At 68.8% G+C, this 16,542-nt stretch carries 12 protein-coding genes; 7 read left to right on the top strand and 5 right to left on the bottom strand.

Annotated features, from left to right (window positions below; genetic code table 11):
- Positions 1-72: 72 nt before the first annotated feature.
- Positions 73-2,451: a sensor histidine kinase gene (locus tag ABTV10_RS12620; protein WP_499027357.1), complete on the bottom strand. Its 2,379-nt coding sequence runs from the start codon at positions 2,449-2,451 to the stop codon at positions 73-75.
- On the opposite strand from ABTV10_RS12620, the gene ABTV10_RS12615 reads away from it, so the two are divergent.
- From ABTV10_RS12615 to ABTV10_RS12585, 7 genes are all read left to right on the top strand, one after another.
- Positions 2,450-2,665, top strand: a complete 216-nt coding sequence (locus ABTV10_RS12615) for a hypothetical protein (RefSeq protein WP_499027355.1) — start codon at positions 2,450-2,452, stop codon at positions 2,663-2,665. The two genes, ABTV10_RS12620 and ABTV10_RS12615, sit on opposite strands and share 2 nt — an antisense overlap.
- Positions 2,662-2,751 (top strand): K(+)-transporting ATPase subunit F, encoded by a 90-nt coding sequence (kdpF, locus tag ABTV10_RS12610; RefSeq protein WP_499027353.1) that lies wholly within the window; start codon positions 2,662-2,664, stop codon positions 2,749-2,751. Before ABTV10_RS12615 ends, kdpF begins: the two co-directional genes overlap by 4 nt.
- Positions 2,751-4,421 (top strand): potassium-transporting ATPase subunit KdpA, encoded by a 1,671-nt coding sequence (kdpA, locus tag ABTV10_RS12605; protein ID WP_499027351.1) that lies wholly within the window; start codon positions 2,751-2,753, stop codon positions 4,419-4,421. The genes kdpF and kdpA overlap by 1 nt, the downstream gene beginning before the upstream one ends.
- The gene (kdpB, locus tag ABTV10_RS12600; protein ID WP_499027349.1) at positions 4,418-6,529 is read left to right on the top strand and encodes a potassium-transporting ATPase subunit KdpB; all 2,112 of its coding nucleotides are present in this window, start codon (positions 4,418-4,420) and stop codon (positions 6,527-6,529) included. Before kdpA ends, kdpB begins: the two co-directional genes overlap by 4 nt.
- 2 nt (positions 6,530-6,531) lie before the next feature.
- Positions 6,532-7,464 carry a potassium-transporting ATPase subunit C gene (locus tag ABTV10_RS12595; protein WP_499035170.1) on the top strand — a complete coding sequence of 311 codons (933 nt, stop codon included), beginning with the start codon at positions 6,532-6,534 and terminating at the stop codon, positions 7,462-7,464.
- A 428-nt stretch (positions 7,465-7,892) separates the two neighbouring features.
- Positions 7,893-8,357, top strand: coding sequence for a pyridoxamine 5'-phosphate oxidase family protein (locus ABTV10_RS12590; protein ID WP_499027347.1), 465 nt, complete (start codon positions 7,893-7,895; stop codon positions 8,355-8,357).
- A gap of 26 nt (positions 8,358-8,383) precedes the next feature.
- Positions 8,384-9,298, top strand: a complete 915-nt coding sequence (locus ABTV10_RS12585; RefSeq protein ID WP_499027345.1) for a universal stress protein — start codon at positions 8,384-8,386, stop codon at positions 9,296-9,298.
- Positions 9,299-9,650: 352 nt separating this feature from the next.
- Here ABTV10_RS12585 and otsB read toward each other — a convergent pair whose 3' ends face one another.
- From otsB to ABTV10_RS12565, 4 genes are all read right to left on the bottom strand, one after another.
- Complete coding sequence (gene otsB, locus ABTV10_RS12580; protein ID WP_499027343.1) at positions 9,651-13,568, bottom strand: trehalose-phosphatase; 3,918 nt, start codon at positions 13,566-13,568, stop codon at positions 9,651-9,653.
- Positions 13,569-13,833: 265 nt separating this feature from the next.
- Positions 13,834-15,318, bottom strand: coding sequence for a bifunctional aminoglycoside phosphotransferase/ATP-binding protein (locus ABTV10_RS12575; RefSeq protein WP_499027341.1), 1,485 nt, complete (start codon positions 15,316-15,318; stop codon positions 13,834-13,836).
- 6 nt (positions 15,319-15,324) lie between these two features.
- Positions 15,325-15,495, bottom strand: a complete 171-nt coding sequence (locus tag ABTV10_RS12570; RefSeq protein ID WP_433604122.1) for a zinc transporter permease — start codon at positions 15,493-15,495, stop codon at positions 15,325-15,327.
- The gene (locus tag ABTV10_RS12565) at positions 15,492-16,469 is read right to left on the bottom strand and encodes a 1-phosphofructokinase family hexose kinase (RefSeq protein WP_499027338.1); all 978 of its coding nucleotides are present in this window, start codon (positions 16,467-16,469) and stop codon (positions 15,492-15,494) included. Before ABTV10_RS12565 ends, ABTV10_RS12570 begins: the two co-directional genes overlap by 4 nt.
- Between the last annotated feature and the right edge of the window lie 73 nt (positions 16,470-16,542).

The following is a 16,542-nucleotide window of genomic DNA, read 5'->3' as shown; positions in this document are numbered from 1 at the left end:
TCCCGGCGCCGGCGACATCAATCTCGCTCAGCACAGCGCACCCGCGCATCCGGCAGTAGGGCCAACAGTCACTCAGTGGAGGTGGTTCGACGATGCAGTGTTCGGTCTGTCCGGAGCGTCGGTATCGGCGGCCCCTGCCAGGGTGACGACGACCGTCAGACCTCCACCTGGCGTCGCGGTGGCGGAGGCGGTCCCACCCATCGCCTCGACGAATCCACGGGCAACCCACAGGCCGAGACCGAGGCCTGAATCTGTGGCGTCCCGGCCCGCCTCGGGGCGGTTGGACGGGTCGAAGACGCGGGATTCACGGCCGGGTGGGATGCCTGGTCCGGCATCTGCGACGGTGACGACGCGCTGATCCCCGACCCGCGCCGCCGCGATCCGCACGGGACGTCCGGCGCTGTGCCGAAGCGCATTCGACACCAGAATTCCGAGCACCCGATCGAGGAGACCCGGGTCCGCCCGCACGGTCACGCCGTCGACCGCGACCCGGACACCGGTCGCCGCGCAGTGTGTGGCCGCGAGTGCCCGATCGACCGCGGCCGCGACAGGAACCCGGTCGAGTCGGGGCCGGACCTCGCCGGCGGCCAACCGGGACGAGTCGACCAGGTCGTCGACCAGCTCGACCAGACGATCGGTCGACTCTGCCGACGCCGTGAGCAGTTCGTCCTCCTCGTCCGCCGAGAGCTCCCCCGGCCGGCGGTTGCGCAGACGTGCGAGGGCGCCCTCGAGTGTGTGCAACGGGGTGCGCAGTTCGTGGCTGACGCCGGACAACACCGCGTGCCGAAGGCGGTCTGCGGCAGCCAGCGCGCGCGCCTCGCTCGCCTCCTCGATGAGCCGGTGCTGCCGGTGCACCGCCACCGCCTGGTACGCGATCGCCGTGAGCACGCGCCGGTCGTGTGTGGCCACCTGCCGACCGGACAGCGCGAGCGCGTATTCGCCGGCGCCCACGTCGCACACCGTGTCCGCGGCATCGACGGACTGTGGCGGCTGTTCGCCGACGGCGCAGACCGGGCCGCCGCCGCGGCGGATGACACTCACTCCGCGCTGCCCGTAGGTTTCGCGAACGCGTTCGAGCAACGCGGGCAGGTCCGCGCCCCGCAACACGGACCCTGCGAAGAGGATGAGCAGCTGGGCTTCCTGGGTGGCGCGTCGCGCCGTCCGGCTGCGGTAGAGCGTGGCCGCGAGCAGCGCCGTGACCGTCGCCGCCACCAGCATCACGACGACCGTCGTGACCTCGCGGGTCACGACGACGAGAAATGCGATCACGGCGAGCAGAACGAGGACGGTGGCCCAGCCGAGCGCGACCCCGGCGCGCCCGCCCGGACGGCCCCGCGCCCACGACGGCGCCGAGCGCGCGTGCGTGACGATGTGCACGTCGATCTGCCCCGAGTCCCGGATGACCCGCTCCCCGATGCCGGCGTCGATCAGCCGCGACAGCCGCGACCGGTGGGAACTGCCGAGCACCAGTTGGGTGGCGTCGACCGAACGCGCGAACTCGAGTAGCGCCTCGGCGACATCGTCACCGACGATGCTGTGCATGTCGGCCTGCAATCCCGCGGCGGTGCGCCGGATCTCGGCCAGCGCGGCATTCGACGCCCCGACCAGGCCGTCACCGGTGACCACGTGCACCACCATCAGCCGGGCACCGGAGCGGGACGCGATCCGCGCGGCGCGGTGGATCAGTTTCTCCGACTCCGGTCCGCCGGTGACGGCGACGACCACGCGTTCGCGGGTCTCCCAGATGTCGGTGATGCTCGCGTCCACCCGGTACTTGTCCAGTGCCATGTCGACCTGGTCGGCCAGCCACAGCAGCGCGAGTTCGCGCAGCGCCGTGAGGTTGCCTTCACGGAAGTAGTTGTTCATCGCCGCGTCGATCCGGTCGGGCGCGTACACCTTGCCCTCCAGGAGCCTGTTCCGCAGTTCCTCCGGCGTGATGTCGACCATGTCGATCTGGTCGGCGGCACGGACCACGGCATCCGGGACGGTTTCGTGCTGCTGGACCCCGGTGATGCGTTCGACGACGTCGTTGAGGCTCTCGAGGTGCTGGACATTGACGGTCGAGTACACGTCGATCCCGGCGCCGAGCAGTTCCTCGACGTCCTGCCACCGCTTGGGGTGGCGGCAGCCGGGCACGTCGGTGTGGGCCAGTTCGTCGACGAGCACGATCTGGGGGCGCCGGGCGAGCACAGCGTCGAGATCGAGCTCCTCGAAGGTTCCGCCGCGGTACGGCATGCGGGCAGGCGGCACGATCTCGAGGCCGGTGAGCAGGGCCTCGGTGTCGGCGCGGCCGTAGGTCTCCACGACGCCGACGACCACATCGGCACCCTGCCGGGACTGGCGCCCGGCCTCCTCGAGCATCGCGTACGTCTTGCCCACACCGGGGGCCGCGCCCAGATAGATGCGCAGGGCGCCGCGCCGCTCCGACGGGGCCGAGTCGGTGCCGGTCATGTCCTTCCCCACGCGGTTGAATCTGGCCCTGACCCCCATTCTGTCCCCCGCGGGCACCGCGCCGATGTTGAATCGAGGGACGGGTCTCGGCGGAGGCTCCGCCGAGACCGCACCCTCGCGGAGGCGGATCATGACGGTCGTGGTGTTCACCGCGTTGACGGTGGCGGTATTCCTCCTGCTCGCGGCGGTCCTCAGAGGCGTGGATCGGCTGTGAACGTCGACAACACGGTCGGCCTGGTGCTGGTGGTGTGCCTGGCCGTGTACCTGGCGGCGGCATTGTTGTTCCCGGAGCGGTTCTGATGGGTCCGGCAACGGCCGGCGCCTTGTTCGCGGGATCGTTGCTGCTCGCGCTCGTCCTGGTGCACAACCCGTTGGGCGACTACATGTTCCGGGTGTACTCGGCACCGACGCACTCCCGGCTCGAACGCGTCGTCTACCGGCTCGTCGGGGTCGAACCGTCCGCCGAGCACTCCTGGTCGGTGTACGCGCGAAGCGTCCTCGCCTTCTCCGCCGTGGGCATCGTGCTGCTGTTCGGGCTGCAACTGGTGCAGCAGCACCTGTGGCTGCACCCGCCCGATCCGGGGACCACCATGACGGCCGACCTGGCCTGGAACACCGCGGTCAGCTTCGTCACGAACACCGACTGGCAGGCGTATTCGGGCGAATCGACGATGGGCTCGCTCGTGCAGATGTCCGGGCTCGCGGTTCAGAACTTCCTCTCCGCAGCGGTCGGCATGGCGGTCGGGATCGCGCTGGTGCGCGGATTCGCACGCAACCGGACGGGCAGCCTCGGCAATTTCTGGGTCGATCTCGTGCGGGGCACCGTCCGGATCCTCGTGCCGCTCGCGGTCGTCGGCGCTGTCGTGCTGGTGATCGGCGGGGTTGTGCAGAACTTCCACGGCGAGCGTGTGACCGGCACCCTCGCCGGCGGAACGCAGGTGCTGCCGGGTGGTCCGGTCGCGAGCCAACAGGCCATCGAGATGCTCGGCACCAACGGCGGCGGCTTCTACAACGCCAACGCGGCCCACCCGTTCGCGAACCCCGCGGCATGGACGAGTTGGGTTCAGATCTTCCTGATGCTGATGATCGCCGCATCGCTGCCCCGGACGTTCGGACGCATGGTCGGCGACAAGAGGCAGGGCTATGCGATCGCGGCGGTCATGGCTCTGCTCGCGATCGTCGGCATCGCGTTGACGAACCTGTTCCAGCTCCAGCACCACGGCACCGTCCCCACCGCGGTCGGCGCGTCGATGGAGGGGGTGGAGCAGCGGTTCGGGGTTGCGGACTCGGCGACGTTCACCGCGGGCGCGACGCTCAGCGGTGCCGGCGCCACCAACTCGGCGCTCGACTCGTACACGAGCCTCGGCGGGCTGATGGCGATGTTCCACATGCAACTCGGGGAGGTCGCGCCGGGCGGCGCCGGCTCCGGCCTGTACGGGATCCTGATCCTCGCGGTGATCACAGTGTTCGTCGCCGGTCTCATGGTGGGGCGCACCCCGGAGTACCTCGGCAAGAAGATCACCCCACGCGAGATCAAGCTGGCCGCGGCCTACTTCCTGGTGACACCGATCTTGATCCTCGTCGGCACGGCCATCACGATGGCGCTGCCCGGACCGCGCGCGCAGGCGCTCAACCCAGGACCGCACGGGCTCTCGGAGGTGCTGTACGCGTTCACCTCCGTCGCGAACAGCAACGGCTCGGCCTTTGCGGGCCTGTCCCCGAACACGCCTTGGTACAACACCGTTCTCGGGGTCGCGATGATCCTCGGTCGACTACTGCCGATGATCTTCGTGCTGGCCCTCGCGGGGGCGCTGGCCCGCCAATCGGCGGTCCCCGCGTCGGCAGGCACCCTGCCCACGCACCGCCCCCAGTTCGTCGGCCTCGTCACCGGGGTGACGCTGATCCTCGTCACCCTGACGTTTCTACCCTCGCTCGCACTCGGACCGCTCGCGGAGGGAATCCACCGATGAGCACACCCCGCTCGGCGCACCGTCGGGCCGGTCTCACTGCCGGAACCCTCGTCGCGGCTGTCCCCGACGCGCTGCGCAAACTCGACCCGCGGGTTCTGTGGCGCAATCCCGTGATGTTCATCGTCGAGGTCGGTGCGACGTGGAGCACGGTGCTCGCGATCCGCGATCCGTCGTGGTTCGCGTGGGCCGCGGTGTTCTGGCTGTGGATCACCGTCGTGTTCGCGAACCTCGCCGAATCGGTCGCCGAGGGCCGCGGCAAGGCGCAGGCCGACGCGTTGCGTAAGGCGCAGAAGGGAACTCGTGCCCGCCGGGTGCGGGACTGGACACCCGAGGCGGAACACCCGGTCGAGGAGGCCGTCGCGTCGACCGACCTGCGGCAGGGCGACGTGGTGATCGTCGAAGCAGGTCAGACCGTGCCGGGGGACGGCGACGTCGTCGAGGGCATCGCGTCGGTCGACGAGTCCGCGATCACCGGAGAGTCGGCCCCGGTGGTACGCGAATCCGGCGGCGACCGCTCCGCGGTCACCGGTGGCACTGTCGTGCTGTCCGACCGGATCGTCGTCCGGATCACCCAGCAACCGGGCGGCAGCTTCCTCGATCGAATGATCGCGCTCGTCGAGGGGGCGAACCGGCAGAAGACGCCGAACGAACTCGCTCTCGGCATCCTGCTGGCCGCGCTCACCGGGATCTTCGTGTTCGCGGTCGCAACACTGCAGCCGCTGGCGGTCTACTCGAAGGCCGACAACCCGGGTGTTCCCGACACCGCAGCACTGGACCGCTACGGGGTGTCGGGGGTCGTGATGGTGTCGCTGGCGGTGTGCCTGATTCCCACCACGATCGGCGCCTTGCTGTCGGCAATCGGCATCGCCGGCATGGACCGGCTTGTGCAACGCAACGTACTGGCAATGTCGGGGCGGGCCGTCGAGGCCGCCGGGGACGTGAACACGCTGCTACTCGACAAGACGGGCACCATCACCCTCGGCAACCGCCAGGCCTCCGCGTTCGTCCCGGTCGGTGGGGTGACCGCCGACGATCTGGCCGACGCGGCCCAACTGTCGAGCCTGGCCGACGAGACCCCCGAGGGAAGATCGGTCGTCGTCTACGCGAAGCAGGAACACGAGCTGCGCGAACGCGGCCCAGGCGAGTTGGCGCGCGCTACGTGGGTGCCGTTCAGCGCCCATACCCGCATGTCCGGGGTGGACCTCGACAACGGGACGATGCTCCGCAAAGGCGCGACCACGGCGGTCGCCGAGTGGGTGGCCGGCCACGGCGGCACGGTGCCGGACGAGCTGACCGCGATCACCGATCGGATCGCCGGGGAGGGGGGCACGCCGCTCGTGGTCGGGCGCGTCGACGGCCGCGGCGCCGCGGTGCTGGGCGTCATCCACCTCAAGGACGTCGTCAAACGCGGCATGCGGGAGCGGTTCGCGGAGATGCGGCGCATGGGGATCCGCACGGTCATGATCACCGGTGACAACCCTCTGACAGCCGAGGCGATCGCCGACGAGGCGGGGGTCGACGACTTCCTCGCCGAGGCGAATCCCGAGGACAAGCTCGAGCTGATCAGGAGGGAGCAGGCCGCTGGGCGGCTCGTCGCGATGACCGGCGACGGCACCAACGACGCCCCGGCGCTCGCGCAGGCCGATGTCGGTGTCGCCATGAACACCGGGACCACCGCGGCCAAGGAAGCCGGCAATATGGTCGATCTGGACTCCGATCCGACCAAGCTCATCGAGGTGGTCGAGATCGGCAAGCAGCTGCTGATCACTCGCGGCGCGCTCACCACGTTCTCCATCGCAAACGACATCGCCAAGTACTTCGCGATCATCCCGGCGATGTTCGTGGCGATCTTCCCCGGTCTGGCGCTGCTCAACGTGATGCGGCTGCACAGTCCGCAGTCGGCGATCCTTGCGGCGGTCATCTACAACGCGCTGATCATCGTGGCGCTGATCCCGCTGTCCCTGCGCGGCGTGAAGTATCGGGCGGTCAGCGCCCAGCGGCTCCTCAGGCGCAACCTGTACGTCTTCGGACTCGGCGGGGTGGTGGCGCCGTTCGTCGGGATCAAGGTGATCGATCTGATGCTCCGGTTCCTCCCGGGGATGTCGTGACAATGTTCCGCGCCGCGTGGATCCGTCAACATCTCGCCGCAGTGCGTGCGCTGCTGGTCCTGACCCTGATCACCGGGGTCGCGTATCCGCTGGCGGTGTGGGCCGTCGCCTCGCTGCCGTGGCTGCGTGAGCGCGCTGGCGGCGCGATCGTGTCGGTGGACGGCCACACGGTGGGCAGCAGCCGGATCGGACAGGCGTTCACCGACGCGGATGGTGCGCCGCTGCCGTGGTATTTCCAGAGTCGACCGTCGGCGCCCGGCCAGGAATACGACGCGCTCGCGTCCGGTGCGAGCAACCTCGGTCCCGAGAACATCCGTGACACCCCCGCCGACCCGGCGTTGCTGGCTCGTGGCGCGAGCCCCACCGAGGCCGGGTTCGTACCGAGCCTACTCACGACCGTGTGCGCGCGCAGCCGCGACGTCGGTCGTCTCGAGGGGGTCGACGGCTCGAGGCCGTTCTGTACACCGGGGGGCGTCGGCGCGGTCCTGTCGGTTATCGGCCCCCGCGACGCGGACGGCGATGTCCCACGACCAGTCCGGGTGATCAGTGTCAACGAACCGTGCTCCCCCGATCCGACTATGCCCGTCACACCGTTCCTCGACACCTATGAGGGCGTCGCCGTCGAATGCGCCCGCTTCGGACAGAACTACGACACTGGTCGGTTGATGTCGATCCGGGGGGATGCACCCGACCCTCCGCAGGTCCCGGCGGACGCTGTCACCGCCAGCGGAAGTGGACTCGACCCGGATATCTCCCGCGAATACGCCGATCTGCAGGCCCCACGGGTCGCCGCCGCCCGCCGCGTGACCGCGGACCGGATACGAGCGGTGATCACCGAACACTCCCGTGGCCGGCTGCTCGGATTCCTCGGAGAGTCCACCGTCAACGTCCTCGAACTGAACATCGACCTCGACCAGCGTTACCCCACGCGGTGACGAGCTGCCGGAGGCCTCGGCATCCTCGTTCATGAGTTCTCGCCACCTCACCGCCGCCTGGGCCAGGATCTCGGCCCGGCCGAACACCCGCCTGTCGCCATATTCGGTGAGCTCGCCGACACCGCGGCGGACGACGTCGTGATCGTATGCCCTGACCCTCACGCGAAGTCCGCGTCAGACACGCTACCCGCGCCTCGCGATCGGGAGGGACGTCAGTGCGCCGCCGAAATGGGTGCTCCGCGATTCGACGAGGGGCGCGAGGACCAGTCGAGCGTGCCGCACCATTACCGCCGGCACCACGCCCGACCGATGGATTGAGCGGATGCCTCGTGTAGAGACCGGACAGCGACGATGATTTGGGTGAGGCGGGTTGTCATGCCAGTGGTATGCGGCGCCGGAAGGAACGCTGCTGCAGGAGGTGAAGGCGAATGGGAAGCGATGAATCGGAAGTCGAGGCACTTGCAGTCCCAGAGTGCTGGGCACTACTCCGGACTTCGAGGGTCGGCCGGCTTGCTGTCTGGGTAGACGAGCACCCGGACATATTTCCCCTCAATTACGTAGTTGACCATGGCACCATCGTGTTTCGGTCCGGGACAGGAACCAAAGTATCTGCTGCGTTGTCGGATGCTCCGGTTGCGCTGGAAGTCGACGGCTACGAGGATGCGTCGCACCACGTATGGAGCGTGGTGGTGAAGGGGCATGCCGAGGGCATCTGTGAGATCGATGAGTTGATGAACACCGTGTACCTGCCACTTTTTCCGTGGCAAGCCGGGGCGAAAGACCTGTTCATCCGTATTGTTCCGACCCGGGTGACCGGCAGGCGGTTTCCGGTGGCCGACCCCGCGACCTGGCAGATCCCCTTCTGGAATGCCAAGCATTCGCCTTTCGAGTAGCGGGCAGCAGCGAGGAGCTTGAAGCCATGAGCGCAACCGAAGCGATTGTCGTTGCCGTCGACGGCTCCGAAGCGGCATCGAATGCGGTGGTATGGGCGGCCCGCGCTGCCGCCGTCCACCAGCGGCGTCTGCACGTCGTCACCGCCGTGCACATCCCGTCGGCCTACCATTCCGATCCGTTTCTCACACACAGCTTCGAGGACGAACTCCGAGACACTGCTCGCGCACGAATCGACAGTGCCCAGGCTCTAGCCCGCCGGACCACCGAGGATGTCGGTTCGATCGAGGTCACCACCGAGCAGATCGACGGCCTTCCCTCCCGCAACCTGATCGAGTTGACGAAGCAGGCGTGGATGGTGGTCCTTGGAGCGCACGGATACGGTGAAATCACGGGACTCGCCGTTGGTTCTGTCACCGCCGCAGTGACCGCGCACGCCGAATGCCCTGTCGCCGTCGTCCGCGGCCGGACGCTCGACGGCCTCCCCCCGACTCAGGGCCCGATCGTTGTGGGCGTCGACGGCTCCGAGTCGTGCAAGCCCGCGGTCGCGGCCGCGTTCGAGGAAGCCGCGATGCGGGGCACCAACCTCATCGCTGTATTCGCATGGAGCGATCTGAGCGTCCAGTCGTTCTTCGCTACCCCCTCGGACGACGACCTCCACTGGAGCAGTATCCAGTCTGGTAAGGAAGCGGTGCTGGCCGACCAGCTGGCCGGATTGAAGGAGCAGTACTCGGACGTCGTTGTCCAGCAGGTCGTTGTGCGCGACCGGCCAGTGCGAATTCTCAGCGAGTACGCCGAGCAGGCACAATTGGTCGTCGTCGGCAGCCGCGGACGCGGCGGATTCAAGGGCATGCTGCTGGGCTCGACGAGCCGGGCGCTGTTGCACAAGGCCGACTGCCCTGTTCTGATTGTGCCGTCGTGCAGGGAACTTCGACGCCGCTGAAGTGCGTCACGACAGTTTCGACCATGTCGAGGCCGACGCCGAGATCGACGGACGTCCTCGTCTCGCCGTCGAGGCAAGCGTGCTGGGGTGTACCAGCCGAAGAAGTGCACCCTGATCGGCGAGACCTTCCGATACGCGTCGTAAAGGCGCCAGGGGCGAAATGCGCCGGGAATCGAGGACCATCTGCACCGCGGCATCGCCAGTCCGCGGTCACGAACGGTCAACCCCGTTCGCGGGGAAGGTAGCGCGCAGCGTGCAACCGGCGATCGTCCGGCTCTCAATTCCTGCAATCGGCGGTGCGACCCGGGGCAGAAGCAACTCCCCGGCTGGTCTTCCGGGCCAGGAATTGCCGCTAATCGAGGTACACCGTGGAGCCCGGAAGCAGTTGCGCCACCCGCCCGCGGCATTCGATCTGGATCGACGGCTGATTGCCCGGCGCGGCGCGCACCTCGATCTGGCGGCCGTTGATCTTCAACCGGAGGCGGTGCCCCCGATAGAAGACCGGAAACTCGAGGGTCCCCAGCGTCGACGGCCAGTTCGGCGAGAAGACGAGACGGTCGCCGCGGACCTCGAGCCCCGAGAAGCAGCGCTGGACGAGATCGACACTGCCTGCCATCGCAGCGAGGTGGATCCCCTCCGAGGTGGTGCCGCCCTGGATGTCGGCGACGTCGGACGCGAGTACACGATCGAAGAACTCCATCGCCCGATCGCGATTACCTCGGGCCAGCACCCACGAGTGGACGACGCTGCTCAACGTCGACCCGTGCGACGTTCGCGCAATGTAGTAGTCGATCGTCCGGGGAATGGCGGCCGCGGTGAAGCTGTAGCCCAAGCGTTGCAACAGGTCTCGAAGTTCGTCGGCGGACAACAGGTAGAAGAGCATCAGCACGTCCGCCTGCTTCGAGGCCCGGTATCGGTTCACATCGTCGTCCTCTGCCTCCAGAATCCGGTCCAGGCGTTGAATGTTGCCGTAGCGGCGGCCGTACGCCTCCCACTCCAACTCCGCCAGGTCTCCGTAACCCTCGAACTGGCTTATCACGCCATCGTGGAAGGGAACGAACATGCGGCGGCTGATGTCCTCCCATCGTGTGATTTCCTGCGTCGGCAACCCGAGGGCCTGAGTGAGGTCCGAGCGGATCTGTCGTGGGATGACCGCGAGTGCGTCGATTGCGCGTAGGAGCACCCACACGGTCATCACATTCGTGTAGGCGTTGTTGTCGATCCCGTCGTACGGGGCATCCAGGTAGCCGGTATGGAACTCGTCCGGCCCGATCACACCTCGGATGATGTACCGGCTGCGGTCCGCGTCGAACTCGGCGAGGCTCGCGTAGAAGCGGGCAATCTCGATGAGCATCTCGGCACCGAATTCGATGAGGAACTCCAGATCTCCGGTGACCTGATAGTACTGCCATACGTTGTAGGCGACGGCGATGCCGGTGTGCATTTGACGCCGGCTCGGATCCGGGTTCCACCGTCCCGAAATCGGGTTGAGATGCAGTTGTTGGCTTTCCTCGCGGCCGTCGCTGCCCGACTGCCACGGAAACATCGCTCCGGTGCGCCCGGCCTCGCGTGCCGCGCGGCGCGCCTCCCGAAGTCGCCGGTAGCGGTAGCGCAGCAGCGATCTGGTCAGGGTGGGCAGGCGCAGGTTGAGCACCGGGAATACGAACAACTCGTCCCAGAAGATGTGCCCCCGGTATGCCTCCCCGTGCAGTCCCCGGGCGGGGACCCCCGCGTCGAGGTCAGCGGTGTTCGGCGATACGGTTTGCAGTAACTGCAACAGGTGGAACCGAACGATGCGCAGGGCATGGCCGTGCCCCTCGAGTTCGATACCGAGACTGTCCCACAGCCGAGCCCACGCGAGGACGTGGCCGTCGAGCGCTTCCTCGAACCGGCCGACACGCGCAAGCCATCGCGCGGCCTCGTCGGCAGGCTCCGATACCGCGAAGTCGCGGCCCGTGAAAACCGTGGCGATCTTCTCGGCGGTGACTGACTGCCCCGCCTCGAGGGCGACAGTGATGTCGTGGCCGATCCGGCCGTCGCCCTCGATCAGGCGATACTCAGCCGGTTGTCGCTCATGGTCGCGCCACACACTGGTGCGGGCGGCCATAGCGATGGGAATGCGGGAGCGTGTCGTGTGCATGGCAATCAGCACGGAGTCCGCCGCCAGTTCCCTCGCTTCCAGTGGCTCCAGATGCCTACTCGCGAGCTCGCGGTAACGCTCGACCAGTGTGTTCTCGACAGCGCCGTCGATTTCCGATCGGACTTCGAGCCGACCCGACCAGTCCTCCGCGGAGATCGTGGTCTCCAGGGCGCAGACGTGTGGGAGATGCATGGCAAAAAAGCGCCGCTGCACGATCGAGGTGGTGTGACCGGCACGGTCGCGAATTCGGAGCCGCCGGACGAAGAGCGCCCGGCGTAGGTCGAGGTACTGGCGGTAGTCGAGTAGTTCTGTGGAGTCGATGTCGAACCACGGTCCGTCGTCGACTCGAAATGTGAGGGGCAACCAGTTGGGCAGATTCACCAGGCTTTCGTTGTCGATGACGGTGCTTCCCTTGTCCTCCCGCAGCCGATTGAAGATCCCGGCCGCGTAGGTGCCCGGATAGTGCAGAGGACCTGCACGGCACTCCGGTGCACAACCGCGCGTCGCGAACGCTCCGTTACCGACAGTGCAGAGCGCCTCACGGAGCCTCTCGGACGGCGCGTCGTAGCCTTCGAAGAACACCGTCCACGGGTCCTCGGGAGGCGGCTCGGTCCGTGGGTCGCTGCCGACGAGGTCGGCAATCCGTTGGAGCAGTTCGTGTACCTGCGCGGGGCCGTCGACCGCGTACTGGGCCGACGACCGGCGATCGCCGCCCTCGTCGTGCCGCACCACGATTCCGAAACCACGGCCTTCGATCGCGTCGAACGCATCCTCGTCAGTGAGGTCGTCGCCGATGTAGATCGGAAGCAGGTCGTCCGATTCGGAGACATGGTCAAGCACCCAGGACAACGCGCGTCCCTTGTCCCAGTCGACGTCGAGTTGCAGCTCTGTGACCTTGCGGCCACTGGTTGCGCGGAGGCCAGGTTCGCCTGCCGCGACCGCGTACACCGCTGCGACCACATCGTCCACCAGGTCCGCCTCGACATTGCGGTGGTGGACGGCGACTGCGAACCGCTTGCGCTCCAACAGGACTCCTGGAAACGAACCCAGCCGGTCAGTGAGCGTCGAAGTGACACGGTCGAGGCTCGGCGCGGCTACGAGAGCCGTGTCGTTCTGATAGCCCTGACCGTCCGGGCCGACGAGTTCGAAGCCGTGGCTGCCCGCATACCAGATGCCCGGAACTCCGACCCGGGCCTGCACGTCCGCCAGGTCTCGGCCACTGATGACGCCGACCGGGCAGTTTCGGGCGAGGCGGGCGAGTTCGGTCGCCACGCCGTCGACGAGCTGTGCGGCGGCGGGGTCGTTCACAATCTCTGCAACCGTCCCGTCGAAGTCCAGGAACACGGCGGGCTGCCGGGTCCGCAGGATCGCTGCCGACTGGTGCCGGGAGGTGAGGGCGTCGGGGATATCCGAGAGGCGGTGGGTGCCGCCACGGAACTCGACCCTCGACAGGTCACTGACCACCACGTCGGCGCCCGCACCACGCAACCGTTCCACTTCGCCGGTGCAATCCACACCGATCACCAGAGCAAATCCATCTTGTCGGCTCGCCCTCACTCCAGCCCGTGTTCCATGCACGACACCGGTCCGAGAGGGGCTGGCGCCCAGCGCTCGGGCGGTCTCGACCAGTGCTGCCCAACCGTTCGCGTCCCGCATCCGCGCAGGTGGTGACGGGAACAGTCCACCGACCCCGGCCGCCTCCAGGATCTGTTCGGCATCCGGACTCGAGGAGACGGCGGCCGTCCGGACCCCGGCGCTCTGTAGTCGCCGCACCAACTCGACCGCTGAATCGAAAACGGGCACCCGTTCACGCATGATGTGGGTACGGAACGACTCCTCGACCCGGTTCGCGAACCCCCATACCGTCTCCTCCGTCGTGGAATCGGACGGCGCTCCTCGCGGCAGGTCGATCCCCCGCGATGACAGGACGCTGGCGACCGCGTCGACGTGCGACACGCCATCGACGAACCGTCGGTAGTCGTCACCAGTGAAAGGCGCAGGATGAGAGGAGAAGTCGCCGAGGGCATCGGACCATACGACGGAGCGGATGGCTGCGGTGTCGACGACCACGTCCTCGAGTGCGAAGATCATCGCGTCAAGCCGGCGGGGATCGATCTCCGAACGAGTCATCGATCGCGCCCCGATGTCGTCCGCATGGCCGTTCGCCTCCCGCCCGCCTGTCGCGACCGAACCGAACATGGTTCTCGGTGGCCGGGATGTTGCCTGGCCGGGCATGTCCTCGATGACCTCAACCTACGCCGTCCCGCGGTGTCCGACATGCCTTCCTCGGCGCTGCGCCCCCTGCCTGCCCTACGTGCAGTGCCCCGACGCCGGAATCCGATGACATCGCCGGTACATGCCCTGAGTGCGGGGGCGCGAGCGCACGCAAAGGCCGTCACCGGTCGCGACCGACGGTGGACGACCAGTGGGTGGTCGCAGCGACCAGTGCCTGCTCGACCGGCCCTCCGGTGTCGATGTCGGTGGCCTCGGGCCAGGCGTCCGCCCGGCCGGCCATCGCCCGCGCGATCTCGGCGGTGGCCTCGGAGTCGTGGTCGCGGGCGGTGGCGGCGCGCTCGCGCAGGCGCCGCCCGGTGACCTCCGGTGGGGCCACGCACCGCAGCTGCACCAGGTCGGTGCGGGCCTCCGCGGCGACCTCGGTGGCCCGCTTGCGCCAGTCGGCGTCGATCCAGGACGCGTCGAGCACCACCGACACGCCCCGGTCGAGGTGCGGCCGGGCCCGGTCCAGCAGCGCCTCGTACACGCGGGCGGTCGCCTCCGCCGCGTACCGCCCGCGGCCGAACCCCGGATCCGGGTCGGCGGCGCGTTCGGCGGCGAACAGTTCGCGCCGGATCGCGTCGCTCGACACCAGCACGGCGCCCACCTCCGCGGCGAGGGCTCGGGCCACGGTCGACTTCCCGGTGGCCGGCAGCCCGCCGACGATCGCCAACCGGACCGCACCGCGGTCGAGGTGCGCCTCGGCGAGGGCGGCGTGGCGCAGCGCGTCCTCCGCTGACTCCGCGCGGCCTTGCAAATGCCGGACGCAGTCGACCTTCGCGCGCATGAACGCGCGGTAGGCCACATAGTGGTGTCGCAGCGAGCCCGGGGCCGGGTCGTCGGCGGTCGCTGCGTACCGCTCGAACAGCCGTCCGGCCAGGTCGGGTCGACCCAGGAACTCCAGATCCATTGCGAGGCAGGCGATGTCGTCGACTCCGTCGAGGTAGCGCAGCCGATCGTCGAACTCGAGGCAATCCAGGATGCGGGGGCCGTCGCCCAGCCAGAAGATGTCGTCCGCGAGCAGGTCGCCGTGCCCGTCGACGATGCGCCCGGCTGCGACGCGCTCGGCGAACAGCGCGCCGCGACCGTCGAGGTACCGCAGCACGCGGCGCTCGAGCGCGTCGAGCCGGTCGTCGGTGAGGACGTCCTGGTCGAGCGCCCGGGTCTCACGGATGTTGTTGCTCCACCGTCGGCGCACCGCGGTCTCGGCGCCCTCGGCGGCGATGTCCGGCCCGCGCAGCGCCCGGGTGTGGAAGCGGGCGACCGTGTCGGCGATCGCGTCGATCCGGTCCCCGCCGTCGACGCCGCGCACCAGCGTCGAGAGCCGGGCCGCCTCGGGCATCCGGCGCATCACCACCAGCGGTTCGCCGTCCGCGGCACCGGGGTCGGGCAGTTCGACGACCCCCAGGTAGACGTCGGGTGCCAGGCGCCGGTTCAACTCCACCTCGCGGGCGCACACCGCCCGCCGGGCGTCGCGGCTGCGGAAGTCGAGAAAGTCGGTGCGGATCGGCTTCTTCGCCTTGTAGACGCGCCCGCCGAGGAGGAACACCACCCCCGAATGCGTCTCGTGCAGGGCGGCGAACGGCTGCCCCGTGGTCTCGTCCACCGACGTTCAGCCGGCCTCGCCGTGCTCGTCGTAGTGGCCCTCGTGCTCGGCGTGCCGGTGGCCGTCGTGCAGGTAGTCGACGTGGTCGCCGTGCTGGATCTGCTCGTGCCCGCAGTTCTCGCCGTGGACGTGCGGATGATCGGCTGGATCGTGCGGATGGTGTTCGGATGAGGTCATGACCCCTGCCTCTCGGTCGTCTCCACCCTGACGCTGTCCACGCTAGTGGCGTCGGAGCCGCGGTGGTAGAGAATCTCGATCTGCTCGCGCCGACACGGCCGGGTCCCCGGCGTGGTGAGCATGGCGGTCGCCGCGGCCATGCCGAGGCGGACGGCGTCGGACAGCGGACGGCCGCGCGCGAGGCCGACGGTGATCCCGGCCAGCATCGCGTCCCCGGCGCCGACACCACTGCGCACCGCGACCGGGATCGCCGCGAACCGGACCGCGGAGTCGGCGGTCACGGCCAGGGCGCCGTCCGCGCCCAACGACAGCACCACCACCTGGCACCGCCCGGCGTCGACCAGGTCGCGGGCCGCGCGGACCTGCGCCGCCCCGTCGGTGAGGTCGCGGTCCACGAGCTCGCGCAGCTCCCGGATGCTCGGTTTGAGCAGATACACCCCGGCGCCGGTGCGGCGCAACGGTTCCCCCGACGTGTCGAGCACGCACCGGGCCCCGAGGTCGCGGGCCATCCCGGCGACCCGGTCGTAGAAGTCCGGCGGGCAGCCCGGCGGCAGGGTGCCGCTGGCCACCACGTACCGGGCGTCGCGGGCCACCTCGGCGAGCCGTGCCAGGCACTGCTCCTGCTCGGCCGGGCTCAGGTGCGGTCCCGGCAGCACGAACCGGTACTGGTCGCCGGTCCGGTGCTCGTCGACGGTGAAGCTCTCGCGGGTGGCGCCGGCGATGGGCACGCGGCGGGTCCACACGCCCTCGCGGTCGAGGAGTTCACCGAGCACCGTGCCGGTCGCCGAGCCCACCGGGAACACCGCGACCACGGGCTCCCCCAGCACCCGGACGGTGCGGGCGACATTGATGCCCCCGCCGCCCGGGTCGTACCGGGGTTCGGCGCAACGGATCTTGTCCGTCGGCCCCACCCGCTCCGCGCTCGTCGAGATGTCCAGTGCCGGGTTCATGGTGAGCGTGACGATCGCCGGCATCGCAGGGCGCCTCCTCGGACCCGGGCAGGTGGGCGCCCGCTCCTGAGTCCGATGGTGGGCGGAGCGCCGCCGC

Source organism: Paraburkholderia sp. RHO2 (assembly GCF_050955445.1).
GTDB lineage: Bacteria > Actinomycetota > Actinomycetes > Mycobacteriales > Mycobacteriaceae > Prescottella > Prescottella agglutinans_A.
Note: the sequence above shows the minus strand (reverse complement) of the source record. Positions and strands in the feature narration are given on the sequence as shown.

Excerpts from the sequence above, each read along its gene's own strand:
- ABTV10_RS12615 (WP_499027355.1), top strand. The coding sequence starts at position 2,450 with ATGTCCTTCCCCACGCGGTTGAATCTGGCCCTGACCCCCATTCTGTCC.
- ABTV10_RS12620 (WP_499027357.1), bottom strand. The coding sequence starts at position 2,451 with ATGACCGGCACCGACTCGGCCCCGTCGGAGCGGCGCGGCGCCCTGCGC.
- kdpA (WP_499027351.1), top strand. The coding sequence starts at position 2,751 with ATGGGTCCGGCAACGGCCGGCGCCTTGTTCGCGGGATCGTTGCTGCTC.
- kdpB (WP_499027349.1), top strand. The coding sequence starts at position 4,418 with ATGAGCACACCCCGCTCGGCGCACCGTCGGGCCGGTCTCACTGCCGGA.
- ABTV10_RS12595 (WP_499035170.1), top strand. The coding sequence starts at position 6,532 with ATGTTCCGCGCCGCGTGGATCCGTCAACATCTCGCCGCAGTGCGTGCG.
- ABTV10_RS12590 (WP_499027347.1), top strand. The coding sequence starts at position 7,893 with ATGGGAAGCGATGAATCGGAAGTCGAGGCACTTGCAGTCCCAGAGTGC.
- ABTV10_RS12585 (WP_499027345.1), top strand. The coding sequence starts at position 8,384 with ATGAGCGCAACCGAAGCGATTGTCGTTGCCGTCGACGGCTCCGAAGCG.
- otsB (WP_499027343.1), bottom strand. The coding sequence starts at position 13,568 with ATGACTCGTTCGGAGATCGATCCCCGCCGGCTTGACGCGATGATCTTC.
- ABTV10_RS12570 (WP_433604122.1), bottom strand. The coding sequence starts at position 15,495 with ATGACCTCATCCGAACACCATCCGCACGATCCAGCCGATCATCCGCAC.
- ABTV10_RS12565 (WP_499027338.1), bottom strand. The coding sequence starts at position 16,469 with ATGCCGGCGATCGTCACGCTCACCATGAACCCGGCACTGGACATCTCG.